The sequence below is a fragment of the Pseudoalteromonas sp. GB43 genome (assembly GCF_054923805.1).
This window is the reverse complement of the sequence record NZ_JBPCHJ010000001.1, coordinates 1,530,510-1,554,266: the sequence shown is the minus strand read 5'-3', so window position 1 is coordinate 1,554,266 and position 23,757 is coordinate 1,530,510. Positions and strand designations below refer to the sequence as shown.

At 42.8% G+C, this 23,757-nt stretch carries 21 protein-coding genes, 2 tRNA genes, 3 rRNA genes and 1 pseudogene; 22 read left to right on the top strand and 5 right to left on the bottom strand.

The window, feature by feature from the left end; genetic code table 11:
* The first annotated feature begins 1 nt into the window (after window position 1).
* The 10 genes from gspF to ACRWSG_RS07375 all read left to right on the top strand — a co-directional run bounded on the left by gspF (window position 2) and on the right by ACRWSG_RS07375 (window position 7,510).
* Window positions 2–1,237, top strand: a complete 1,236-nt coding sequence (gene gspF / locus ACRWSG_RS07420) for a type II secretion system inner membrane protein GspF (protein WP_054554842.1) — start codon at window positions 2–4, stop codon at window positions 1,235–1,237.
* A gap of 78 nt (window positions 1,238–1,315) precedes the next feature.
* Entirely contained in the window at window positions 1,316–1,735 is a 420-nt protein-coding gene (gene gspG / locus ACRWSG_RS07415) for a type II secretion system major pseudopilin GspG (RefSeq protein WP_054554843.1), read from the top strand.
* Between the two features lie 55 nt (window positions 1,736–1,790).
* Window positions 1,791–2,390 carry a prepilin-type N-terminal cleavage/methylation domain-containing protein gene (locus tag ACRWSG_RS07410; RefSeq protein ID WP_054554844.1) on the top strand — a complete coding sequence of 200 codons (600 nt, stop codon included), beginning with the start codon at window positions 1,791–1,793 and terminating at the stop codon, window positions 2,388–2,390.
* Window positions 2,390–2,764: a type II secretion system minor pseudopilin GspI gene (gspI, locus tag ACRWSG_RS07405; protein WP_462165988.1), complete on the top strand. Its 375-nt coding sequence runs from the start codon at window positions 2,390–2,392 to the stop codon at window positions 2,762–2,764. Before ACRWSG_RS07410 ends, gspI begins: the two co-directional genes overlap by 1 nt.
* The gene (gene gspJ / locus ACRWSG_RS07400; RefSeq protein WP_138601245.1) at window positions 2,764–3,438 is read left to right on the top strand and encodes a type II secretion system minor pseudopilin GspJ; all 675 of its coding nucleotides are present in this window, start codon (window positions 2,764–2,766) and stop codon (window positions 3,436–3,438) included. The genes gspI and gspJ overlap by 1 nt, the downstream gene beginning before the upstream one ends.
* 11 nt (window positions 3,439–3,449) lie before the next feature.
* The gene (gene gspK / locus ACRWSG_RS07395) at window positions 3,450–4,436 is read left to right on the top strand and encodes a type II secretion system minor pseudopilin GspK (RefSeq protein ID WP_462166909.1); all 987 of its coding nucleotides are present in this window, start codon (window positions 3,450–3,452) and stop codon (window positions 4,434–4,436) included.
* Entirely contained in the window at window positions 4,433–5,644 is a 1,212-nt protein-coding gene (gene gspL / locus ACRWSG_RS07390) for a type II secretion system protein GspL (protein WP_462165987.1), read from the top strand. Before gspK ends, gspL begins: the two co-directional genes overlap by 4 nt.
* Window positions 5,641–6,114 carry a type II secretion system protein GspM gene (gene gspM, locus ACRWSG_RS07385; RefSeq protein WP_462165986.1) on the top strand — a complete coding sequence of 158 codons (474 nt, stop codon included), beginning with the start codon at window positions 5,641–5,643 and terminating at the stop codon, window positions 6,112–6,114. Before gspL ends, gspM begins: the two co-directional genes overlap by 4 nt.
* 3 nt (window positions 6,115–6,117) lie before the next feature.
* A complete protein-coding gene (locus tag ACRWSG_RS07380) occupies window positions 6,118–6,876 on the top strand; it encodes a type II secretion system protein N (RefSeq protein WP_138601242.1) in 759 nt (252 codons plus the stop codon).
* Between the two features lie 19 nt (window positions 6,877–6,895).
* Window positions 6,896–7,510 carry a YecA/YgfB family protein gene (locus ACRWSG_RS07375; RefSeq protein ID WP_166339812.1) on the top strand — a complete coding sequence of 205 codons (615 nt, stop codon included), beginning with the start codon at window positions 6,896–6,898 and terminating at the stop codon, window positions 7,508–7,510.
* On the opposite strand, the gene ACRWSG_RS07370 is transcribed toward ACRWSG_RS07375, so the two are convergent.
* A complete protein-coding gene (locus ACRWSG_RS07370; RefSeq protein ID WP_054554851.1) occupies window positions 7,507–7,710 on the bottom strand; it encodes a hypothetical protein in 204 nt (67 codons plus the stop codon). The two genes, ACRWSG_RS07375 and ACRWSG_RS07370, sit on opposite strands and share 4 nt — an antisense overlap.
* On the bottom strand, window positions 7,710–8,069 hold the full coding sequence (locus ACRWSG_RS07365) for a hypothetical protein (protein ID WP_054554852.1): 360 nt from the start codon (window positions 8,067–8,069) through the stop codon (window positions 7,710–7,712). Before ACRWSG_RS07365 ends, ACRWSG_RS07370 begins: the two co-directional genes overlap by 1 nt.
* A gap of 278 nt (window positions 8,070–8,347) precedes the next feature.
* Here ACRWSG_RS07365 and ccoG point away from each other — a divergent pair, with 278 nt between their 5' ends.
* The 5 genes from ccoG to ACRWSG_RS07340 all read left to right on the top strand — a co-directional run bounded on the left by ccoG (window position 8,348) and on the right by ACRWSG_RS07340 (window position 12,642).
* A complete protein-coding gene (ccoG, locus tag ACRWSG_RS07360) occupies window positions 8,348–9,778 on the top strand; it encodes a cytochrome c oxidase accessory protein CcoG (protein ID WP_462165985.1) in 1,431 nt (476 codons plus the stop codon).
* 65 nt (window positions 9,779–9,843) lie between these two features.
* The gene (locus tag ACRWSG_RS07355; protein ID WP_199529357.1) at window positions 9,844–10,818 is read left to right on the top strand and encodes a serine/threonine protein kinase; all 975 of its coding nucleotides are present in this window, start codon (window positions 9,844–9,846) and stop codon (window positions 10,816–10,818) included.
* Between the two features lie 30 nt (window positions 10,819–10,848).
* Window positions 10,849–11,472 (top strand): thiol:disulfide interchange protein DsbA/DsbL, encoded by a 624-nt coding sequence (locus tag ACRWSG_RS07350; RefSeq protein ID WP_339982972.1) that lies wholly within the window; start codon window positions 10,849–10,851, stop codon window positions 11,470–11,472.
* An 18-nt stretch (window positions 11,473–11,490) separates the two neighbouring features.
* Window positions 11,491–12,129 (top strand): thiol:disulfide interchange protein DsbA/DsbL, encoded by a 639-nt coding sequence (locus ACRWSG_RS07345; protein ID WP_138601230.1) that lies wholly within the window; start codon window positions 11,491–11,493, stop codon window positions 12,127–12,129.
* Window positions 12,130–12,189: 60 nt separating this feature from the next.
* Window positions 12,190–12,642 (top strand): 2-thiouracil desulfurase family protein, encoded by a 453-nt coding sequence (locus tag ACRWSG_RS07340; protein ID WP_462165983.1) that lies wholly within the window; start codon window positions 12,190–12,192, stop codon window positions 12,640–12,642.
* A gap of 2 nt (window positions 12,643–12,644) precedes the next feature.
* On the opposite strand, the gene trmA is transcribed toward ACRWSG_RS07340, so the two are convergent.
* A complete protein-coding gene (gene trmA / locus ACRWSG_RS07335; RefSeq protein ID WP_138601224.1) occupies window positions 12,645–13,742 on the bottom strand; it encodes a tRNA (uridine(54)-C5)-methyltransferase TrmA in 1,098 nt (365 codons plus the stop codon).
* A gap of 164 nt (window positions 13,743–13,906) precedes the next feature.
* On the opposite strand from trmA, the gene ACRWSG_RS07330 reads away from it, so the two are divergent.
* Together ACRWSG_RS07330 and murI are read left to right on the top strand one after the other, a co-directional pair.
* Window positions 13,907–15,025: a DUF5610 domain-containing protein gene (locus ACRWSG_RS07330; RefSeq protein ID WP_235378215.1), complete on the top strand. Its 1,119-nt coding sequence runs from the start codon at window positions 13,907–13,909 to the stop codon at window positions 15,023–15,025.
* Window positions 15,026–15,091: 66 nt separating this feature from the next.
* On the top strand, window positions 15,092–15,886 hold the full coding sequence (gene murI / locus ACRWSG_RS07325) for a glutamate racemase (protein WP_462165981.1): 795 nt from the start codon (window positions 15,092–15,094) through the stop codon (window positions 15,884–15,886).
* On the opposite strand, the pseudogene ACRWSG_RS07320 reads toward murI, so the two are convergent.
* Window positions 15,849–16,326: pseudogene (locus ACRWSG_RS07320) on the bottom strand (RNA recognition motif domain-containing protein). The gene murI and the pseudogene ACRWSG_RS07320 overlap by 38 nt on opposite strands.
* Window positions 16,327–16,900: 574 nt before the next feature.
* Between ACRWSG_RS07320 and ACRWSG_RS07315 the strand changes: the two are divergent.
* The 5 genes from ACRWSG_RS07315 (at window position 16,901) to rrf (ending at window position 22,196) form a co-directional block, all read left to right on the top strand.
* Window positions 16,901–18,441, top strand: a 16S ribosomal RNA gene (locus tag ACRWSG_RS07315).
* A gap of 76 nt (window positions 18,442–18,517) precedes the next feature.
* A tRNA-Ile gene (locus ACRWSG_RS07310) sits at window positions 18,518–18,594 on the top strand.
* Window positions 18,595–18,705: 111 nt separating this feature from the next.
* Window positions 18,706–18,781 (top strand) — tRNA-Ala (locus ACRWSG_RS07305).
* A gap of 290 nt (window positions 18,782–19,071) precedes the next feature.
* Window positions 19,072–21,954 (top strand): 23S ribosomal RNA (locus tag ACRWSG_RS07300).
* Between the two features lie 127 nt (window positions 21,955–22,081).
* Window positions 22,082–22,196, top strand: a 5S ribosomal RNA gene (gene rrf, locus ACRWSG_RS07295).
* Together the 16S, 23S and 5S rRNA genes with 2 tRNA genes alongside form the textbook arrangement of a ribosomal RNA operon.
* A 121-nt stretch (window positions 22,197–22,317) precedes the next feature.
* Here rrf and ACRWSG_RS07290 read toward each other — a convergent pair.
* Window positions 22,318–23,284 (bottom strand): IS630 family transposase gene (locus ACRWSG_RS07290; protein WP_442961853.1). Its coding sequence is split into 2 segments (ribosomal slippage): window positions 22,318–22,884 and window positions 22,886–23,284, totalling 966 coding nucleotides; the frame shifts between segments, so codons are not numbered across the junction.
* Window positions 23,285–23,757: the final 473 nt, after the last annotated feature.

Here is a 23,757-nt window from a genome sequence, read left to right as displayed (position 1 = left end):
CATGGCAGCATTTGAATACCGTGCCCTCGACGGCAGAGGTAAAGAGAAAAAAGGCATTCTTGAAGCCGATACGGTAAAGCAAATCCGCCAAACTTTGCGCGATCAAGGTTTAATGCCTTTAGAGGTCGTTGCTGCTGCAGAAGGTGAAAAGCAAGCTACTGGGGCAAAGGGCTCTTTATTTGGGAGTTTCTTTAAACCAAAAATTTCGACTTCAGATTTAGCATTAATCACCCGTCAGCTTGCAACCTTAATCCAGTCAGCATTACCTGTTGAAGGGGCTGTCATGGCGGTGGCTGAGCAATGTGAAAAGCCGCGTTTAAAGCGCATGCTTATGGCCGTGCGCTCAAAGGTTGTTGAAGGTTATACCTTAGCTGATGGCATGAGCGAGTTTCCGCATGTCTTTGATGATTTGTATCGTGCTATGGTGGCAGCTGGTGAAAAATCGGGTCACCTAGACCAAGTTTTAAATCGTTTAGCAGATTACACGGAACAACGTCAGCATATGCGTAGTCAAATCACACAGGCGATGGTGTATCCAACCATTCTTGTGGTATTTGCTATTGCGATTGTCTCTGTATTATTAGGTACCGTGGTACCAAAAATCTTGAAGACCTTCGAAAAATCAAAACAAGTATTACCCTGGACTACCGAGTGGGTGATGGCCGCCAGTAATTTTGTGCAAAACTACTGGTTTATTAGTTTAGTCATTATAACCGTGTTAGCTGTGGCCATTAAGCAAGCGCTTAAACAGCCGCATATTCGTTACTGGTATGACGAAAAAGTGCTGCATTTACCGGGCATTGGTAAGGTAGCTCGCGGTGTTAATACGGCGCGTTTTGCCCGAACTTTAAGTATTTTATCGTCAAGCTCAGTGCCGCTACTTGAAGGAATGCGTATCTCAGGTGGTGTACTGGCTAACGAAAAAATGAAAAAGTCAGTGCAAGATGCTGCAACACGTGTAAGTGAAGGGGCGAGTCTTCGTGCTTCACTTCAGCAAACCAAGCTTTTTCCACCTATGATGCTACACATGATAGCCAGTGGTGAAAAATCAGGTGAACTTGAGCAAATGCTGGAACGTGCTGCAAATAACCAAGATCGTGAGTTTGAGAGCATGGTAAACGTGTCTCTGAAACTATTAGAGCCCGCGATGATTGCTTCAATGGCGGTAATTGTATTGTTTATTGTTATGGCAATACTACAGCCGATTATGGCAATGAATAAGGCTGTAGGTCTTTAAATTAGGGAACACTAGAGCAATTAGCAGCTAACACTGCAGCTCTATAATAAATTTTTGAAGAAAGTTAGAGGTATTTTTGTGAACAAACAGTCAGGTTTCTCATTACTAGAAGTCATGGTAGTACTGGTTATCATCGGTATGATCATGTCAATTGTGGCGCCAAATATCATGGGTCAGCAAGAAGAAGCTGCAATCGATAAAGCACACCTAGATATTCAACAAATTGAAGATGCGTTAAGCCTATACAAGCTTAAAAACAAAGCGTATCCAACCACAGAGCAAGGCTTAGAAGCGCTAGTGAATAAAACAAGCATTGAGCCAATTCCAAAGCGTTTTCCTGATGGCGGTTTCCTTGAGAAGTTACCAGAAGATCCATGGGGTAACCCTTACCAACTAATCAGCCCAGGAGAAATCGGTAAAATTGATATCTTCTCAATGGGTCCTGATGGTGAAGCAGGTACTGATGATGATATCGGTAACTGGGATGAAGAAAAGTAATAATGCCTAAATTCAGCCAACTGAATAAAGCTTATACACAGCAAGGCTTACTATTATGGTAAGCCTTGGTCGTTTGCGTTTGGCTGGCCGTGCTAAGCACGCGAAGGGTTTTAGCCTCATCGAAATATTAATGGTGCTCGTGGTGATAGGTTTTGTCACCAAAATGGTTGCCTACAGTTTTGATGGTGGTGCTGAAGAAGAACTCGAAAAACAAGCGCTCAGATTACATACCACGATTAATATGGCGTCTGAGTTTGCGATTTTAAATCAGGTTGAGCTGGGCTTTCATCTTGACCAAGATACATTTGAATTTTTAGTTTTTGACGGTGATAAGTGGGTTACTTTTGACCGTGAAAAATTGTTTGCCCCAATTAAGGTTGATGAGCGCTTTGAACTCACTCTTAACCTTGATGATTTAGCCTGGGCACAAGATAACTTACTAGAGCAGTCCAACTGGCGTGAATTAATGAGCGGTGGTGACGAAGACAGCTTACTTGAGCTGCAAAAGCTCAAAATACCGCAAGTCCTTATTTTATCTTCTGGCGAAGTCAGTGCGTTTCAATTGATTTACGAGCTTAAAGATGAGCGTGAACCACAATATTTTATCGAAGGCGAATTTATGGCCCCGGTAAAGTTTCGTATGGAGCCTGAGTAATGAATAAGTCAGCAGGTTTTACCTTACTCGAAGTGATGGTTGCCTTGGCTATTTGTGCAATGACCGGTATTGCCGCAATGCAGGCAACCGGTGAGCACATTAATCACCTATCGTCGATTGAAGAACAAACTTATGCTTCTTGGGTTGCCGAGAACGTAATGGTTGAGCAGCGCGCTAAAGGCGATAAATGGACAGGCAAAAGTGGCGTCAAAGGCACTGAAACACTCGCTGGTTTTGAATGGTACTGGCGTCAGGATGTGGTTCCTACTGCTGATAAAACCTTTGTAAAGGTCACCATTAACGTATTCGCCGATGAAAAGCTTGAATACCCAGTGTATGAGCTTTCTACTTATTTGAATAAAGGTGATAAGTAGTGAAGCAACGCGGTTTTACCTTACTTGAAGTAATTGTCGCCATGGGCATTTTAGCCTTTGTGGTGTTATCGACCCATCAAATACTGGATTCGACAACCAAAGCAAAAGAAGCCTCAGACGAAACGATTGCTGAGTTAAATGGTTATCAAACCTTATTTCGTTTGATGGACCAAGATTTTAGTCAAATGACTAAACGTCAGGTTCGAAACGAAGCCGGTGATTTTCAAGACACGTATGTTTTGGCTGGTCGTTATATTCTTGATAGCCAATACGATGGTATTGGGTTTGTTCGTGATGGTTGGATTAACCCGATTAATCTATTACCGCGCTCTGAACTGCAAGCGGTTGGTTATCGCGTGATAGATGATAATCTTGAACGAGTGTATCGGGTGTATGTTGATCAACTAGATAACATGGAGCCGCGCTCACAAGTTATTTTAGAAGATATTGAAGATCTGAAGTTTGAATTTTTAGATGACAAAGACGAGTGGCAAGAGCAGTGGCAAATTAAAGCGCTGCCAAAAGCGGTTGCAGTCACTATTCAAAAAATAGAACAGGAGCCAATTCGTCGCGTGTTTTTGGTGCCAGGTGAGGGCAAAGTAACTACTCAAACAAATAATAGTAATAACGGCGCTAATGGTAATAACAATAATAATAGCGGAACGGGTGGCTAGTCATGACTACAATGAATCGCTCCAAAGGTGCGGCGCTTGTTATTGTGCTATTTATTGTGGCGCTGGCTGCGATGTTAGCCGTTGAGATGAGTGCTAATTTAATGGTGCAAGTGCAGCGTAGTAGCAATATTCAAAACCATCAACAGGCTAAATGGTATGCCTTTGCAGCTGAAGAGCTGGCAATTAAAGCACTAAAACAAACTAAAAAAGATGATCCTGATAAAACGCATTTAGAGCAAATTTGGGCGCAGCAGGGCGGGGTTCCTTATCCTGTTGATAATGGTGCCTTAAGTGGCACGATTACAGATTTACAAGCATGTTTAAACTTAAATGCATTGCATGTAAAGCCCGATCCGCAGACGGATCCAAATAATAAAACGAACCCAGCACATAAGGCATTGTTGGCATTATTAGAAAACATTGAGAATTTACCAACGGATGAATCAGAAGAAGCCATGACCGATAGTGTGTTTGATTGGTTAGATGAAGATAGTATTACCTATCGCTCGGGTGCAGAAGAAGATGAGTATTTATCTCGACAATACCCATATATGACGGCAAATAGTTACTTTGCTTCGACCTCTGAACTTCGTTTGGTAAAAGGTTTTAACCCACTCGTTATGGAGAAACTCTTACCATTTGTGTGTGTTATTCCTGGCAGTGAGTTGCTGCAAATAAACGTTAATACACTACCTGCAGAAAGTGCGATTTTATTAAGCTCGCTTATTGATGGCTTAAGCCTTTCAGGCGCTGAAGCGGTATTATCATCACGTCCTCAAGATGGATATGATGATTTAGAAGCTTTTTTTGAAGAGGTTAACCAACAAGGCGCACAAAACGTGAAAGCCGTTGAAAATCTATTCAGTATCAACAGTGAATATTTTAAACTACAAACGCAGGCTGAATTTGCAGAGCTGCGTTTTTCGATGACCACCTTACTCCATGCCACTAATGGTACAGTAACGATACTGGCGCGAAAATTTGGAGGCGTACAGTGACAGAGATATTGTTGATCCGTACGGGTCAAACGTTAAAAGACAGCCTTAACTGGCTAATTTACTCACCAATAGAACAAGAAATAATTGCTAGCGGCGAAATTGCCAATGCAACACAACTTGGTGAGCTAACAGAAAAAGCACAATCACGGGAAGTAGTCGCACTTTTACCAAGCGATCAGGTACAACTTAAAACAGTTACCCTACCAACTAAGTGGAACCGTAAGTTAGAGCAAGCACTTCCTTACATGCTAGAAGAAGAAATAGCCTGTGATGTTGATGACTTGTTCATAGCGATTGCTGAGCCAACACTTGTTGATGAAAAGCACGCTATTAACATCGCGATGACCGATCGTGAATGGTTTGAGCAATGGCTAGCTGAGTTTAATGAGCATGGCATCGAAGTATATAAAATACTGCCGGATGCTTTATTGTTACCTGATGTTGATGACAACACTCAGTTACGCGCTATTGAGCTTAATGGCCAGTGGCTATGTAAACAGGGTAATTGGCATATTGCCGCTGTAGAGCCGAACTGGCTTGCTGGCTATTTAACAGCATTAGGTAACCCTGATGTTGCACACTTTAGCCCTGCAACGGCTTTTCCTGACACAGTTAACCTTAGTGCTCAAACGCAGCAATACGATTTACCTTTAGCCTTATTTGCTAAGCAGTTACCTGAAGTGAAATTCAACCTTCGCCAAGGTGTTTATCAGCTTAAGAAAAAATCAGCGATTTGGTGGGGCTATTGGCAAAAAGCAGCTATTGCAGCAGGTGTTGCACTAGTTTGCAGTGTGGGTGTTAAGTCGCTTGAGCTTTATAAGTTAAATAACCAGCTTGAAGCCGCAAAAGCAGAAGTGGTTGCTAATTATCAGCGTGCTTTTCCAAATAAAAAAGTGCGACCTCAGCTTATCCGTAGTCAAATTCGCAGCGAACTTGCATTGATAGAAGGTGGCAGCACTGCTGGCTTCTTAGATTTGACTAACGATCTTGTCTCGATTTTTAGTGAAGTAAACGACTTCACACCAGAAACGCTTCGCTATGATCAAGGTCGTAACGAATTACGTATTCGCGCGCGCGGCAAAGATTTCCAGTCATTCAGTAAAGTAAAAGCAATTTTAGAACAGCGTGGCTTAACCGTAAATCAAGGCTCGCTGAACAATGATGGTGATTATGTCGTTGGTGAAATTAAGTTACGAGGTGCGGCATGAAAAACCAAATAATCAATTATTGGCGCTCGTTAAAAGAGCAAGAGCAGCAACTTGTAATGGTTGCAGGTGGTGTGTTTGTTATTTTTGTGCTGGTTATGGGGGTCTTTCGTCCACTTAACGCTGCTATCGAAAAAGCAGAGCAAGACACAATAAAACAGCAAGAGCTGTTGGCGTTGGTTGATGAAAGTATTGTTAAACTTAAAGCGAGTGGTAATGCACGTAATACGAGCAGCCGTAGCTTAAGCCAAATCGTTAATAGCACCCGTAATCGTTATCAAATTATCATTAGCAAAATGCAGCCAAATGACAATTCACTTCGTTTAACCATTGACTCTGTTGAGTTTAATAACCTTGTTGAATGGTTAGATGAACTGGTTAATTCACATGGCGTGCTAATCGAAAATTTAGATTTAAGTAAAGATGACAAATCAGGCTTTGTGCGTGTAAGTCGTTTGGTACTAGAGAAGTAAACGATGAAAAGAGTTATTTTATTAATCACAGTGTTTGTGATGTGTTTTTTGGTGTTTACGCTGGTAAAAACACCCGCTGCCGTTGCACTTGATTTAGCCAAGCCACATTTACCAAAGCAATTACAATTAGGTAAAGCCAGTGGCACGCTATGGGACGGGCGCATTATGCAGGTACGTTTTGATGGTGAGCAATTAAACAATGTGCGTTGGCAATTGTCGGGGTGGTCACTGTTTACAGGTAAATTAGTGGGTACGGTACGTTTTGGTGATCCTCGTGATAAAGCGGATATTTCAGGCCATGCTGATTTTTCTTACGGTTTATTTAACCAAGCGGTTACTGTGAAAAAGACCACTTTACGCTTAACAGTTGAACGTGCCATGCAACGTTTACAACTACCTTTGCCGATTAGTGCGCAAGGTCGTGTGATTGTAGATTTAGATGAGTACAGTTCAGGCGAGCCTTATTGTGAAAGTCTAAGCGGCGAAATTGCGAGCCCGAACATTGATGTGAAAGGAATGAATAACTGGTTTAGCATTGGTCCTTTAAGTGGCCGTTTAAGCTGTAAATCCGGTGATGTAGCAGTACTTGTAGACCCTGAAAACCGTTTAGGGCTTGAAGCTGATGCAGTATTAAAAGCGAACCTAGACTTTAAAGTAGCTGGTTATATTAAACCTGAAGCAAGCTTACCGAAAGAAGTGCATGATGCTGCGAAGTTTCTTGGTCGTCCTGATAACGAAGGTCGTTATCCGCTTAACTTTTAAATTGGATTAATTGAATAGTATGCAATTACCTGAGTTTTCAAAGCAGCAAAGCGAGCTTTTAAGTCAGTTTTTAGCGCAGCATCAAGATGCGCTTAGCTTGGCGCAAACCCAAGGTTATTTATTTGCGGTGATCTGTGCTCCTGAGCCGCTTGATGTTCACCAGTGGTTAGAAGAAGTTGCACCTGGTTCTGATGGGCAAATGGATGAGCAAGTGCTGTTTGCATTTATGGCTTTATATCAACAGATCAGCGAACAAGTATTCGAGACGGGTTTTGCATTACCTGTGAGCCTACAGCTGAGCTCGCAAGGGCAACAATACCTAGATATTCAAGAATGTCAGCATTGGAGCCAAGGTTTTATGCATGGTGCGCAAGGTTACGTTAACAAGCTATTAAGCGCGCCACAGTTAGCTGATGAGTTAAAAGAAGCCTTGGCTACAGCTCTGCAAAGCTTAGGCTTTTTTACCCTTGAAGCGAGTGAAATTGCAGCCCTTGCAACTGATAATGGTTTATCTGAAGGGCAACTATGCCAGCAGCAATATGAAGTAATGAATGAATTCGCCGCTGGCTTTGCAGAGTTAATTGAAGTCGTTGCTGTAAATAGCCAACTATATAATGATGAGAGCTGGAACTAACCCAGCTCGAGTAGGATGTTTGTGCAACCTTTGGCACAGCATACAACGCCTTTACCTGGCTGATCAGTTTTCAAATCTAAGGTGAGGGCGCCTTTACACTCTTCGCAGTATAAGGTTTGACCCTTGCCCAGCTTCTTTAGCATATTACGTTGTTTAGCAAACGAGTCGCTGGTTTTTTTGTTTAAAGCAGAAAAGTCCATTACTTGTTTAGCCTTTCTTCAAGCGCATTCGAAACAATACTACAAACACGATTCAAGCGTTCGCCATAAAAGTACAAGTTAATATCTTTTTCACGGCAATAATGAAGGTGAAAGAGTTGTAGTTTATCGTCGGTAGTGAATGTGTCTTCAATATACTCAAGCTCTGAGTTTGATAAATTAAGTTGTGACTTAATATTATTTTTAGCCATATTAGCGGCAGGACTTCGGTTTACCTTACTAGCATCAGAAATCATACCGACTCCCTCACCTAGTAACCTGTCCCTAGGTTCTTTGATCAAAGGATGATCAATTGTGAAAAGTGCTAAAATTATAAGCACTAAGATGAGAAATTTTTTCATAGTCCAATAAACTTTGATCTGAATGAATAGGTGGTAGCTGCAAGTTTAATAAAATGGTTGTTTTAAAAGCAAGCAGATACGATTAAATAGTTAAAAGTTCGTATATGAAATCTAACCCTGAAATTTTCCATAGATTGAGTATAATGCAATATATAGATTTAAAGTTTCAGAAATCTTTGAACGTAATGAGATGTATTCTGATTTGCTTATTGGCACAGAAACCTCTTACTGCAAACATATGTTTGAGTATTATTTCCTAGTGGCGTTGAGGAATTTTAATGGATAATCAGATTAAGGTTAAAAATATCCCAACGGAAGTAAAAATCCAGAAACCGGAAAATGCTTCCCTCGATGATAGATTTAATCCACGTAACCGTATTTATGTTCGAGCTGTAACGGGTTTACACCAATTGTTAAGGCAGCGAATTGGTTTTATCGGCATGCTTGCGTTCATGCTACTACCTTGGATCAACTTCCATGACCAGCAAGCTGTACTGTTCGATTTGGTAGGGCAAAAGTTTAACATTTTTGGTTTAACGCTTTGGCCACAAGATCTGACTATCCTTGCTTTCATTTTAATGTTGGCGGCGTTTGCGTTGTTCTTAGTAACTACTTTCTATGGACGGGTTTGGTGTGGTTATACTTGCCCACAAACTGTTTGGACTTTCATTTTTATTTGGTTTGAAGAAAAGTTTGAAGGTACAGCTAATCAGCGAAAGAAACTAGATCAACGCCCGATGGACTTTGATAAGTTTTGGCGAAAAAGCGCCAAGCACGGTAGCTGGTGGTTATTCTCACTTTATACAGCGTTTACTTTTGTTGGTTATTTTACGCCTATCCGCCAGTTGCTACCTGATCTTTTTACCCTTGATGCAACAGCGTATTCGTATATTTGTTTAGCCGTATTTGCAGTCTGTACTTATGGTAATGCGGGTTGGATGCGCGAAATCATGTGTTTACACATTTGTCCTTATTCTCGCTTTCAATCAGCTATGTTCGATAAAGATACCTTTACCGTGAGCTATGATGAGGCACGTGGTGAGAGCCGCGGCCCACGTTCACGCAAGCAAGATCCAAAAGAGCTTGGCTTAGGTGATTGTATCGACTGTAACTTATGTGTGCAGGTGTGCCCAACGGGGATCGATATTCGTAACGGCTTACAATATGAGTGTATTAACTGTGGTGCATGTATCGATGCGTGTGATGGGGTGATGGATAAAATGAATTACCCACGCGGACTTATTTCCTACACCACAGAACGCAACTTAGAAACGCCAGACAACAAAACACACGCACTGCGCCCTAAGTTAATTGGTTATTTAGTTATCTTAGTGGTGTTAACAGGGGCGCTGGTGGCAAATATTGCGATGCGTAAACCGATGGAGTTGGATATCATCCGTGACCGTAATCAGCTATACCGTGTTGACTTTAATGGCCTAGTTGAAAACACCTATACACTAAAAGTAATTAACAAAGCTCAGCATCAGCAAACCTTTAATATTCGTGTTGAAGGGCTTGATAACTTTGAGTACATTGGCAAACAAACTTTCACAGTACCTTCTGGCGAGTCTTATAACGTGCCACTGTCATTGGTTGTTGATCCATATGATTTGAAAAAGCCGATGACGAAGTTTGAGTTCGTACTTTCTATCGATGGTGAGCCTGATGTGCAGATTTCACAGCCGAGTAACTTCTTTAAGGCGCGATAATTAAGTACACTGAGCGAATGAATAAAAAGCGGGATTTTCCCGCTTTTTTTATATGATGAGGCATTATGAGTAAATTTAGTTTTGTAGACCTTACACCCGATTCAATTTTAGATGCGGTTGAAAGTATCGGTGTTTATGCTGAATCAGGGCTGCTGGCATTAAATAGCTACGAGAACCGTGTTTATCAATTTAAAGCAGAAGATGGCCATCGTTATGTTGTTAAGTTTTACCGTCCAGAGCGCTGGAGTAAGGCGCAAATCTTAGAAGAGCATGCATTTGCATTTGAACTCGCTGAGGCCGAAGTGCCAGTTGTTGCACCTGTAATTATCGAAGGGCAAAGCTTATTTGAGCATGATGGTTATTTGTTTACGTTATTCCCAAGTGTGGGCGGGCGTATTTTTGAAGTTGATAATTTAGATCAACTCGATGTACTTGGCCGCTTAATTGGGCGAATGCACCAAGTAGCAAAAGCAAAGCCATTTGAACATAGACCTGTGATCAGCTGTGAAGAATATCTTAAGACAGCTAAAGTTCAGTTACAGGCAAGTAACTTGGTGCCAATGGCATTAGAGAACGCCTTTTATACTATTTTAGATTTGGTGATCAAAGAAACCACACAGCAGTATAAAAATGTTGAAACTATTCGTCTGCACGGTGACTGTCATGCCGGCAATATACTGTGGTCTGGTGATGCATTAATGTTTGTTGATTTAGACGACAGTCGACAAGGACCTGCAATTCAAGATCTTTGGATGATGCTCAGTGGCGATCGTAACAATCAACTGTTACAGTTAGACACTTTAGTCGCAGCGTACGAAGAATTTAGCGATTTTGATCACAGCCAATTAAAGCTGATTGAACCACTTAGAGCGATGCGAATGGTGCATTACATGGGCTGGTTGGCGAAAAGGTGGGATGATCCTGCGTTCCCGCGGAACTTTTCATGGTTTGCTGAAGACAAATACTGGGAGCAGCAAATACTAGCGTTAAAAGAACAGCTTGCAGCGCTACAAGAAGCACCATTAAAATTATTACCATAAATTTTTAAAGTTAATAAAGTCGAGAGAACAATGTTTAAAAAATTAAAGTTAAGTCTACTCATTTTATGTTTACCTTTTGCGGCCTTTGCTGCTGATTTTGAAGCAGGTAATCAATACGAAGTATTAAAAGTTGAGAAAAGTGCAACACCTCAAGTAACCGAGTTCTTTTCATTTTATTGCCCACACTGTTTTCAGTTTGAACCAGTTGCAAAAGCATTAACGGCAAGTCTTCCTGAAGGGACTGAATTTGTAAAAAGTCATGTTAACTTTTTAGGCGGTGTGTCTAAGCAAACTCAAAGTAACTTAAGCTATGCCTACTTAATTGCTAAGCAACATGGCAAAGCAGAACAAGTAGCTGATCAAATCTTTAACAGCATCCATAGACAACGTGCCTTACTTAAAGACATGAAAGACGTTAAAGCACTACTTGCAACTAATGGTATTAGTAATGAAGTGTTTGATTCTGAAATTGCAAGCATGCCAGTGATTAGCGCTGAAAAAGCGATGCAAGATAAGCAGCAAAAATATTCAGACATGGGCGCCTTAACAGGTGTACCAACTTTTATCGTCAATGATAAATACAAAATTAATTTAAATACCATCAAGAGCCAGCAGATGCTTGATGAATTAGTCGAATTTTTATTAAAACAATAATTTTGGAGTAAAGAAGTAATGATCAAGTTAGTAAAAGCTGTATTAATGGCTGCCACGCTAGGTTTAGCGGCAAATGCCTCAGCTGCTCAATATGAAGAAGGTAAGCATTATGAAACGATTGATGCACGCGCTTCTAAAAAGCCAGAAGTAAAAGAGTTCTTCTCATTCTACTGCCCACACTGTAATAACTTCGAGCCAGTTGTGAAAGAGCTTAAAACACTTCTTAAAGATGGCGTTAAATTCAAAAAGAGCCATGTTGATTTTTCAGGTCCTCGTGACCCAGAAATTCAAACCATCTTAGCGCAAGGTTATGCGACGGCTAATGTGTTACCACAGAAAGACGCGTTAGTAGCCGCTGTGTTTAATCATATTCACGGTAAGCGTGCTCGTATTAACGAACTAGCTGATATGAAAGACATCTTCGTTTCACAAGGTGTATCGGCTGAAGATTTTGATAAGTACTACAACAGCTTTTCTGTACGTACTATGGCGTCTAAAATGAAACGCGACCAAGAATACTACCAACAAAAAGGTGCTTTAAAAGGCGTTCCAACTTTTATTGTTAATGGTAAATATCGCTTAATCTTAGGTGCGGACTCAGGTATCAGTGATGCAAAGAGCATGGCAGATTTAATTAACTACCTAGCTGATAAATAAGCTAATTAGTTAAATTTAATTCAAAGCTCCGTTCGCGGAGCTTTTTTATTGGTAAAGCAAATGCAAAAACTATTAGTTTCAAGCTGTTTGTTAGGAAACCCTGTTCGTTATGACGGGCAATCGCAAAACTTACTCCATCCTGGTTTAGAAACTCTTAAACAGCAAGAAAGGCTCGTTGCATTCTGCCCTGAAGTAGCTGGTGGCTTACCTACACCAAAACCGCCTGCAGAAATCAAAGTGGGTAGAGTACTTACCAAAGATGCGCAAGATGTCACAGTGCAGTTTGCTTATGGCGCAGAACAAGCACTTAAACTTTGCAAAAAACAGGGCATTCGCTATGCGTTGTTAAAAGAATCAAGCCCGTCATGTGGTCGCAATACTATTTACGATGGTAGTCATTCAGGAAAGAAAATTTCAGGGATGGGGTTAACTGCAAGGCTGTTAACTGACAATGGTATAGCTGTATTCAGCGAGCAGCAGTTGCCAGCGCTATTTGCTGCGCTGGCAGAGTGATTTTATTTACGTTGTAAAAACACACCTGATTCAATGTGATGGGTGTAAGGGAATTGATCAAAAATTGCAAAACGTTTTACTTCATGGGTTTTGCATAAATGATCAAGGTCACGTTCTAGGGTATCGGGATTACACGAGATATAAATAATGTTGTCGTAGTTCGCAACTAGGTCACAAGTTAGCGTGTCCATTCCAGCACGTGGTGGATCCACCAAGATTGTTTGGCAGTTATAGCTTTTCAGGTCTATGCCATCTAAACGAGAGAAGGTACGTTCGCCTTTCATTGCTTGAGTGAACTCTTCACTCGACATACGAATGATATCTAAGTTCTCAACCTTGTTTTGTGCAATATTGTATTGTGCTGAGTAAACCGATGATTTTGATATCTCAGTGGCTAATACCCGGTCGAATGAACCCGCAAGAGCAATCGAAAAGTTACCATTTCCACAATATAACTCTAGTAAGTCATTATTGAGGGGTTGGCAAAGCGCTTGTGCCCACTCTAGCATCTTGATGTTTACTTTCGCATTCGGTTGCGTAAAGCTATTTTCGACTTGCTGATAAATAAGCTCTTTACCGTTTACGTTTAAACGCTCGATAACGTAATCATTACCAATCACTTCTTTTTGCTTACGAGCACGGCCAATAAAATCAATCTTAAACTGTGTGCTCAGTTTTGCTTTAAGCTCTTTAATTGCTTGTAGCCACTGCTCATCTAGTTGTTTGTGATACAACAAGCTAACAAGGATCTCGCCACTTAAGCTTGAAAGGTAATCGATTTGAAACAGCTTACGGCGCAGAACTTCATTGTCTTTTAAGTTTTCGATCATCGCTTGCATCACTTCACCCACTAAAGGTGCTGCAGGATCAAACTCATCTACGCGGATCTTTTCTTTAGTTTGTTGATCAAACATGATGTGAAACAGGTCTTCACCTTCATGCCAAACACGAAACTCTGCACGTTGGCGGTAATGAATAGGATCAGAGCCGAACACTTCTAATTTTTCGACCCCAAAACGTCGAAACTGTGAGGTGATGCGCTGCTCTTTCTCACTCAATTGTGCATCATATTGAGTTGTATCAATTTTTATAACCGCCATGGCTGATTACCTTTTATCTCTTAGCTTTATAACGGCGCTATTGTAGGGAGCGCTGAGGATTTGTCTAGTTTTGTTATTTATTTTAGTGTCGTTTTTTTATACAAAAAACTTAAGTTCTTTGGTTTTTGGCCGATAATGAGTTAACCATAACATGGAGTCGGATCATGAAAATTGGCAACCTAGGCTATATGCCTAATACAAATGTGAATAAATACAATGGCAAGCAGGCATTGCAACAGCCTACCATTCAAAATCGTCAAGATAGTTATCAACAACGCGGTCGTGAGCTCGCGGCAAAAGTTCTTGATGATAAACTTGCTGAGGCACTTGGTTTACCTAAAGCCGAAGAGAAAAAAGATAAACCCTTGTTCGACTTTGAAGAGATCGTGAAAAACGTACTCGACTTTGTTGGCGGTGCACTTCGTAAAGCAAAAGCTGATGGTGCTGATGATGAAAAACTCAAAGGCATGCTAGGTGATGCACGTAAAGGTGTGCAAATGGGCATCGACGATGCGTATGATGAGCTTAAAGAGTCAGGTATTCTTAACGATGACATCGAAGAGGGCATCGAAAAGTCTAAAGAAGGTATCTTTAAAGGTATTGATGAATTAGAAGAAGACTTGTTCAATCCTAAACCTAATGCGGTTTCAGTAAGCCAGGCTCAATACATCAGTTTAAGTAATAACGCGGAGTACACTTTCACCACCGCTGAAGGTGACGAAGTAAGTATTAGCTTTGCTGATGCATACGAAAGTAAGTCTGCAAGCAGCTATAGCAAAAATGGCGACAACGAAGCCTTTGTCAGTGAGTCTTCGCAATCACGTGATTTATCATTCTCGATGTCGGTCAATGGTGATTTAAATGAGCAAGAGCAGCAAGCTATCAATGAATTGATGGAAGACTTGCAGAGTGTTAGCGAAACATTCTTCTCTGGTTCATTAGAAGAAGCCTTTGAACAAGCTAAAGAGCTGAACTTAGGTAACGAGCAACTAGTCGGCTTTACCATGGATCTGAAACAAACCAAAACAGTAGCAGCGATTAAAGGGTATGAAGAATATAAACCTGCTCCTGAAAAAGAAGTTGCTGAGAAAATAGCGCCATTTAATGACGATTTGAAACAGGCGTTTAATAAAGCGGGCGATATTGGTTTGCAAAATGAACTGGCTGGCATCTTACAATGGTTAAACCAAGATAAAGAAGAAGTCAGTAAGCTGGTGGATTATACCAAAGCAATGTTCGAACAAATGAATAAGCTACGCTCGTCAACAGAAGAAGAGGCATAGTCCTTTCTTTCTTTTTATAAAGCTGCATGGCAAACTGCTGATCTTTGATGATCCGAGGTAAGCAGTTTGTCAGTTCATATAATGGTGTTTGATTCTGGTATAGGTGGAACAACCGTACTTGAACAGATCCAAGTATTGATCCCAGATGCTGATTATAGTTATTTTATGGACAATGCTTTATTGCCCTATGGCGCGCAAAGTCAGCAAACGATCATAGCCCGCCTTTTAGCGCTACTACAGTTTATCGAGACAGCAAACTTACAGGTTGATATTCTAGTTATTGCGTGTAATACCGCCTCTACCTCTGCCTTAGAAACTATTCGTCAGCACACAAGTATAGAAGTTGTCGGGGTAGTACCTGCAATAAAACCTGCTTGCGCTATAAGTAACAGCAAACATATTGGTTTACTGGCAACACCATCAACCATCAAGAGTCGCTATACTGCAAATTTAATTAGTACTCATAGCCAAGACACACAAGTCAGCTTATATGGCTCAACTGAGCTGGTAGAAATTGCAGAAACACTATTTCATACGCAGAAAATCAATAAAGCGAAGCTTGAGAAAGTATTGAGTAATTTAGCGATAGCAGAAGATATAGATGTACTGGTACTTGGCTGTACACACTTTCCATTACTAGCCAGCGCGATTAGTGACTACTATAAACAACAGATCTTCCTTATTGACTCAGGCAAAGCGATTGCTAAGCGCGTTGAAAGTTTAATTGCTCTACGAGGCTTTACTCTTACTACAGATAAAAAAAAGCCGCTGCACTATTATGCAACGGCTCCTATTGGTCATTCGCAATTAAGCGTTGAGCTTATTACGCTGACTGATCAGATCCCTCACGAAAGCTGTTAGCTTCGTTCTCTTGTTTTTGTTTTGCCTCACGCACTTTTAAAGTACGTTGTTGGAATTCGCTATCATTTAATTGATTGATTGCTTTATCTGCATCAGCTTCAGCCATTTCAACAAAACCAAAGCCACGACGTTTACCTGTATTTTTATCTTTTAATAAACGTACATTGAAAACTTTGCCTTGTTCTTCGAATAAAGCACGAACAACACCTTCATTAGCACGATAAGGTAGGTTGCCAACATAAAGTGTTTTTGTTTTTACTTGACTCCTCACTTGACGCTGATGAAAGTGCTGCAATAACCAAAGCACCAATTAATAAGCCTGCACCAAATAGCAATGCTGGGTCTAAAGCTAAGCTTGCAAGTGCGAACTTAACAACCACAAAACCTAAAACAGCAAGAATAACGGAGAAAAGAAAAGATTTTTGATCGGGTAATTTCATTTTGATCTACCAATAAACAAGAAATAAACATTAATTTAACATTGTGAACTTGCTATCTTAACGAGTTAAATGAACATAGCAATGAAATTTGCATTAAATTATGAATATTGGCTTAAAAAACAGCCATAATAACGACCGTTTTTGCTGTTTTCGGTAAATTTAGTTCGCTTTTTGAGCGAACAGTAAAAAGATCGAAAAAAAGTGTTGATCTGTTTTTGGATCTCCCTATAATGCGACCCCACTGACACGGCGGGCAGCAACGAAAGACGCTGAACAACGTAGCAGAGAGTTAAGTGAAACTTCGGTTTCAAATAATCGAAAGAAAGTTTGAAATTAAGTATTGACTCGAAAAATTAAGGATGTATTATACGCATCCCTAGCGACAACGTCGCAACGTTCTTTAACAATATAAAGCAATCATCTGTGTGGGCACTCGTACAGATTGAGTTCTAACAGCGAAGCTTGGTTTACTAAGTGGAGCAAACAAATTTAGAGTCTCAATTTCTTATGAGTGACTATATAGTCAATTTATACAGAATTCATTGAGCACGAAACTTCGGTTTCAAAAAACTTTTAATTGAAGAGTTTGATCATGGCTCAGATTGAACGCTGGCGGCAGGCCTAACACATGCAAGTCGAGCGGTAACAGAGAGTAGCTTGCTACTCTGCTGACGAGCGGCGGACGGGTGAGTAATGCTTGGGAATATGCCTTATGGTGGGGGACAACAGTTGGAAACGACTGCTAATACCGCATGATGTCTACGGACCAAAGTGGGGGACCTTCGGGCCTCACGCCATAAGATTAGCCCAAGTGGGATTAGCTAGTTGGTGAGGTAATGGCTCACCAAGGCGACGATCCCTAGCTGGTTTGAGAGGATGATCAGCCACACTGGGACTGAGACACGGCCCAGACTCCTACGGGAGGCAGCAGTGGGGAATATTGCACAATGGGCGCAAGCCTGATGCAGCCATGCCGCGTGTGTGAAGAAGGCCTTCGGGTTGTAAAGCACTTTCAGTAAGGAGGAAAGGTTAAGTGTTAATAGCACTTAGCTGTGACGTTACTTACAGAAGAAGCACCGGCTAACTCCGTGCCAGCAGCCGCGGTAATACGGAGGGTGCGAGCGTTAATCGGAATTACTGGGCGTAAAGCGTACGCAGGCGGTTTGTTAAGCGAGATGTGAAAGCCCCGGGCTCAACCTGGGAACTGCATTTCGAACTGGCAAACTAGAGTGTGATAGAGGGTGGTAGAATTTCAGGTGTAGCGGTGAAATGCGTAGAGATCTGAAGGAATACCGATGGCGAAGGCAGCCACCTGGGTCAACACTGACGCTCATGTACGAAAGCGTGGGGAGCAAACAGGATTAGATACCCTGGTAGTCCACGCCGTAAACGATGTCTACTAGAAGCTCGGGTCTTCGGACTTGTTTTTCAAAGTTAACGCATTAAGTAGACCGCCTGGGGAGTACGGCCGCAAGGTTAAAACTCAAATGAATTGACGGGGGCCCGCACAAGCGGTGGAGCATGTGGTTTAATTCGATGCAACGCGAAGAACCTTACCTACACTTGACATACAGAGAACTTACCAGAGATGGTTTGGTGCCTTCGGGAGCTCTGATACAGGTGCTGCATGGCTGTCGTCAGCTCGTGTTGTGAGATGTTGGGTTAAGTCCCGCAACGAGCGCAACCCCTATCCTTAGTTGCCAGCGATTCGGTCGGGAACTCTAAGGAGACTGCCGGTGATAAACCGGAGGAAGGTGGGGACGACGTCAAGTCATCATGGCCCTTACGTGTAGGGCTACACACGTGCTACAATGGCGCATACAGAGTGCTGCGAACCTGCGAGGGTAAGCGAATCACTTAAAGTGCGTCGTAGTCCGGATTGGAGTCTGCAACTCGACTCCATGAAGTCGGAATCGCTAGTAATCGCGTATCAGAATGACGCGGTGAATACGTTCCCGGGCCTTGTACACACCGCCCGTCACACCATGGGAGTGGGTTGCTCCAGAAGTGGATAGTCTAACCTTCGGGAGGACGTTCACCACGGAGTGATTCATGACTGGGGTGAAGTCGTAACAAGGTAGCCCTAGGGGAACCTGGGGCTGGATCACCTCCTTATACGATTTAGAACTTATTTGTTCGTAGTGTCCACACAGATGATTGTTAATTGTAAAGAGAACAACACTTATTGTTTGGGTCTGTAGCTCAGTTGGTTAGAGCGCACCCCTGATAAGGGTGAGGTCGGTAGTTCAAATCTACTCAGACCCACCACTTCTTCTTGATACTGAGTTGTAAGCTTCGTCGTTTAGTGAACTAAACGTCCTCAACTTACGCCTTGTCTCAATCGAAGTGGCTAATAAAACAGTAAGTACCAGCATATGTGGGGCTATAGCTCAGCTGGGAGAGCGCCTGCCTTGCACGCAGGAGGTCAGCAGTTCGATCCTGCTTAGCTCCACCACTTTTACTCCTTAAAAATAAACATTCTTAATCAGGTAATAAACTGCTTGAGAATAGAGTGTGTTTAATTTTGAGAAGTTTATTCTCTTGCTCTTTAAAAATTTGGAAAGCTGATATTAAAATTCTTATAGATAACATTGTTATTTATAAAGAGTTTTCAAAAGTAAAAAATATGCCAGTTAATCAGCAATGATTAATCGGTATCTACTTTAGTATTCTCATCATTATTTGATGAATTAACTTCTGGCGAAGTTAACAGCTGTCACTAACAAAGACCCGTTTGGGTTGTATGGTTAAGTGACTAAGCGTACACGGTGGATGCCTTGGCAGTTGGAGGCGATGAAGGACGTATTAACTTGCGATAAGCCTAGTCAAGCTAGTAAAAAGCGCTTGAGACTAGGATTTCCGAATGGGGAAACCCACCTGCTTGCAGGTATCTTGCACTGAATACATAGGTGTAAGAGGCGAACGCGGAGAACTGAAACATCTAAGTACCCGTAGGAACAGAAATCAACCGAGATTCCGGAAGTAGCGGCGAGCGAAACCGGACCAGCCCTTAAGCTTATTATGTGTTAGTGGAACATTCTGGAAAGTTTGACGATACAGGGTGATAGTCCCGTACACGAAAATGCATCTTAAGTGAAATCGAGTAGGTCGGAGCACGTGAAACTTTGACTGAATATAGGTGGACCATCATCTAAGGCTAAATACTCCCAACTGACCGATAGTGAACCAGTACCGTGAGGGAAAGGCGAAAAGAACCCCTGTGAGGGGAGTGAAATAGAACCTGAAACCGTGTACGTACAAGCAGTAGGAGCCCTTCGAGGGTGACTGCGTACCTTTTGTATAATGGGTCAGCGACTTATATTTTGTAGCGAGGTTAACCGATTAGGGTAGCCGTAGGGAAACCGAGTCTTAACTGGGCGTATAGTTGCAAGGTATAGACCCGAAACCCGGTGATCTAGCCATGGGCAGGTTGAAGGTTGAGTAACATCAACTGGAGGACCGAACCCACTAACGTTGAAAAGTTAGGGGATGACCTGTGGCTAGGAGTGAAAGGCTAATCAAACCGGGAGATAGCTGGTTCTCCCCGAAATCTATTTAGGTAGAGCCTCGGACGAATACTTACGGGGGTAGAGCACTGTTAAGGCTAGGGGGTCATCCCGACTTACCAACCCTTTGCAAACTCCGAATACCGTAAAGTACTATCCGGGAGACACACGGCGGGTGCTAACGTCCGTCGTGAAGAGGGAAACAACCCAGACCGCCAGCTAAGGTCCCAAAGTCATAGTTAAGTGGGAAACGATGTGGAAAGGCCCAGACAGCCAGGAGGTTGGCTTAGAAGCAGCCATCCTTTAAAGAAAGCGTAATAGCTCACTGGTCGAGTCGGTCTGCGCGGAAGATGTAACGGGGCTAAACTATGCACCGAAGCTGCGGATTCAAACTTTGTTTGAGTGGTAGGGGAGCGTTCTGTAAGCCGTTGAAGGTGAACCGGGAGGTTTGCTGGAGGTATCAGAAGTGCGAATGCTGACATGAGTAACGATAATGCGGGTGAAAAACCCGCACGCCGGAAGACCAAGGGTTCCTATCCCATGTTAATCAGGGTAGGGTAAGTCGACCCCTAAGGCGAGGCCGAAAGGCGTAGTCGATGGGAAACGGGTTAATATTCCCGTACTTGGTATAATTGCGATGGGGGGACGGAGCAGGCTAAACAAGCATGGCGTTGGTTGTCCATGTGAAAGTGAGTAGGTTGGTGACTTAGGAAAATCCGGGTTGCTAAGACTGAGACACGAGACGAGCACCCAAGGGTGTGAAGTTGTTGATGCCATACTTCCAGGAAAAGCCTCTAAGCTTCAGATTATACCGAATCGTACCCCAAACCGACACAGGTGGTCAGGTAGAGAATACTAAGGCGCTTGAGAGAACTCGGGTGAAGGAACTAGGCAAAATTGTACCGTAACTTCGGGAGAAGGTACGCTCCTATCTGTGATGAGACTTGCTCTCTAAGCGGACGGGAGCCGCAGTGACCAGGTGGCTGGGACTGTTTATTAAAAACACAGCACTGTGCAAAATCGCAAGATGACGTATACGGTGTGACACCTGCCCGGTGCCGGAAGGTTAATTGATGGGGTTAGTTTTCGGACGAAGCTCTTGATCGAAGCCCCGGTAAACGGCGGCCGTAACTATAACGGTCCTAAGGTAGCGAAATTCCTTGTCGGGTAAGTTCCGACCTGCACGAATGGTGTAACCATGGCCACGCTGTCTCCACCCGAGACTCAGTGAAATTGAAATCGCAGTGAAGATGCTGTGTACCCGCGGCTAGACGGAAAGACCCCGTGAACCTTTACTACAGCTTGGCACTGAACATTGACCCTACATGTGTAGGATAGGTGGGAGGCTTTGAAGCAGAAACGCTAGTTTTTGTGGAGCCGTCCTTGAAATACCACCCTTGTAGTGTTGATGTTCTAACGTTGGCCCCTAATCGGGGTTACGGACAGTGCCTGGTGGGTAGTTTGACTGGGGCGGTCTCCTCCCAAAGAGTAACGGAGGAGCACGAAGGTTGGCTAAGTACGGTCGGACATCGTACGGTTAGTGTAATGGTAGAAGCCAGCTTAACTGCGAGACAGACACGTCGAGCAGGTACGAAAGTAGGTCATAGTGATCCGGTGGTTCTGAATGGAAGGGCCATCGCTCAACGGATAAAAGGTACTCCGGGGATAACAGGCTGATACCGCCCAAGAGTTCATATCGACGGCGGTGTTTGGCACCTCGATGTCGGCTCATCACATCCTGGGGCTGAAGTCGGTCCCAAGGGTATGGCTGTTCGCCATTTAAAGTGGTACGCGAGCTGGGTTTAGAACGTCGTGAGACAGTTCGGTCCCTATCTGCCGTGGGCGTTTGAGAATTGAGAGGGGTTGCTCCTAGTACGAGAGGACCGGAGTGAACGAACCGCTGGTGTTCGGGTTGTCATGCCAATGGCACTGCCCGGTAGCTACGTTCGGAACTGATAAGCGCTGAAAGCATCTAAGCGCGAAGCAGGCCTCGAGATGAGTTCTCACTAGACTTTTAAAGTCTCTGAAGGGCCGTTGAAGACTACAACGTTAATAGGCAGGATGTGGAAGTGGTGTGAGCCATTAAGCTAACCTGTACTAATTACCCGTGAGGCTTAACCATACAACGCCAAACGCGTTTTATGACAGCGTAACGAACAGAAGTTAAGTTACTAAAGTAGACATTTTACTTAATATCAGAATTCCAGATTTATTAATTTGCTCAGATGAGCGAATTAAAACCCAATTTGCTTGGTGACAATAGCGTTTTGGACCCACCTGACCCCATGCCGAACTCAGTAGTGAAACGAAACAGCGCCGATGATAGTGTAGCAGCTGCTATGTGAAAGTAGGTCATCGCCAGGCTCCAAATAAGAGAAAGCCCGATTCGAAAGAGTCGGGCTTTTTTGCGTTTGGAGCTGTCAGCCAGGTAGGTTGGGTAGAGCGGAGCGAAACCCAACGTGAGTTATACCATTCCGCATAAAGATTAAATCAATTTAATCCATTCCCGATTGCACATTTTCTTCACTCGATCCGGGATTGAAATAAAGTGATTCCATGCCTTTGAAACTTCATCGACAATTTCGTCATAGCCCGAAAACACTCTATTGGATAAACAATGCTGTCGTATCCAGCTCCATACTTGCTCTATTGGATTTAGCTCTGGTGAATAAGGTGGGAGCTTTATCAGGGTTAGGTTTTTAAATTCTGCAGCTGTATCGTATGTGTGCCAGCCTGCGCCATCTATTATCACGACAGCGTGTCTTCCAACAGGTGTCGCGTGTGATATCTGGCGCATATGCTGCGTCATTGCTTCTTTATTTACGAATGGGCTAACTAACGCTTCTGTTTGGCCTGTCGCTGGACATACCGCGCCAAATAAGTATCCATAGTCAAATTGCTGTTGTTTTACAATCCGTGGCCGAGTGCCTGTTTCAGCCCAAATGCGCGTAGTCGGATTTTGCTGGCCAAATCGTGCTTCGTCCTGAAACCATACGTCGATCCGATCAAGAGGAAGGTGTCCTGGTGTGTGAAGGATCGTTTCCAGCTGGAAGTTTTTTAAAAGCCTCTTGGCTCTGTAATGATTGTTTTGGGTGTTTAGAGCGGCTTGTGATCCAACTAAAGCCAAGTTGCTTTAGAATTTTATAGACATGATTTAAGTGGTAATGAACACCAAATTCAGTGTGAATGTAATGCACAATGTCTTCACCGGTAAGGCGGCCACCACGTAGTTCTGTGTTCGTGCGCTTTATAAATTCAGACAGTTGTTCAAGTTGCCGCTGTTGCAGCCTTGATGGACGTCCTTGAATAGGCTTATTGTCTAAACCATCAAGCCCATACTCTAGGTAACTAGAAACCCATTTATTCACACTACTTCTTGCAGTGTTTAGACGTTTTGCAATATCGGTTCGGCTATTACCCTCATAAAATAAAGACACTGCGAGCAATCGCATGCGTTTTCGTGCGTTTGGTTCTTTTCGAGAAAGCGCTAAAAGCTGTTCAGATATGTTTGAATTCAATGTTATTAGCCGGTGATTTTATATAGCCTATATTAGATCAGATATTTAAGCGGAATGGTATTAGCGAGTTACAAGTTAGCAAGGATAAAGTTGAACTGCGGGGTTGTTTAGTACAGAGTCATTCTAAGCTCACCCTGTTCATTCTCCAGGTAGGTTGGGTAGAGCGGAGCGAAACCCAACATAATCCATATGACCCTCTTCATAACCCATGGTTAAAAATTCTTAAAATCTCTACTGGTCTAACAGGTTAGCGATCTCTAAAACGGCTTATTTCACCTTGCGCTAATTCGTCTTTTATTAATGAACTTTACCTCTGCATTGTGCATGACGAATTACCACGCTGTTTGGTTTCGCTGCGCTCTACCCAACCTACGCCACGCCTTCCAACTTTCCAGTTGCTAACAAAA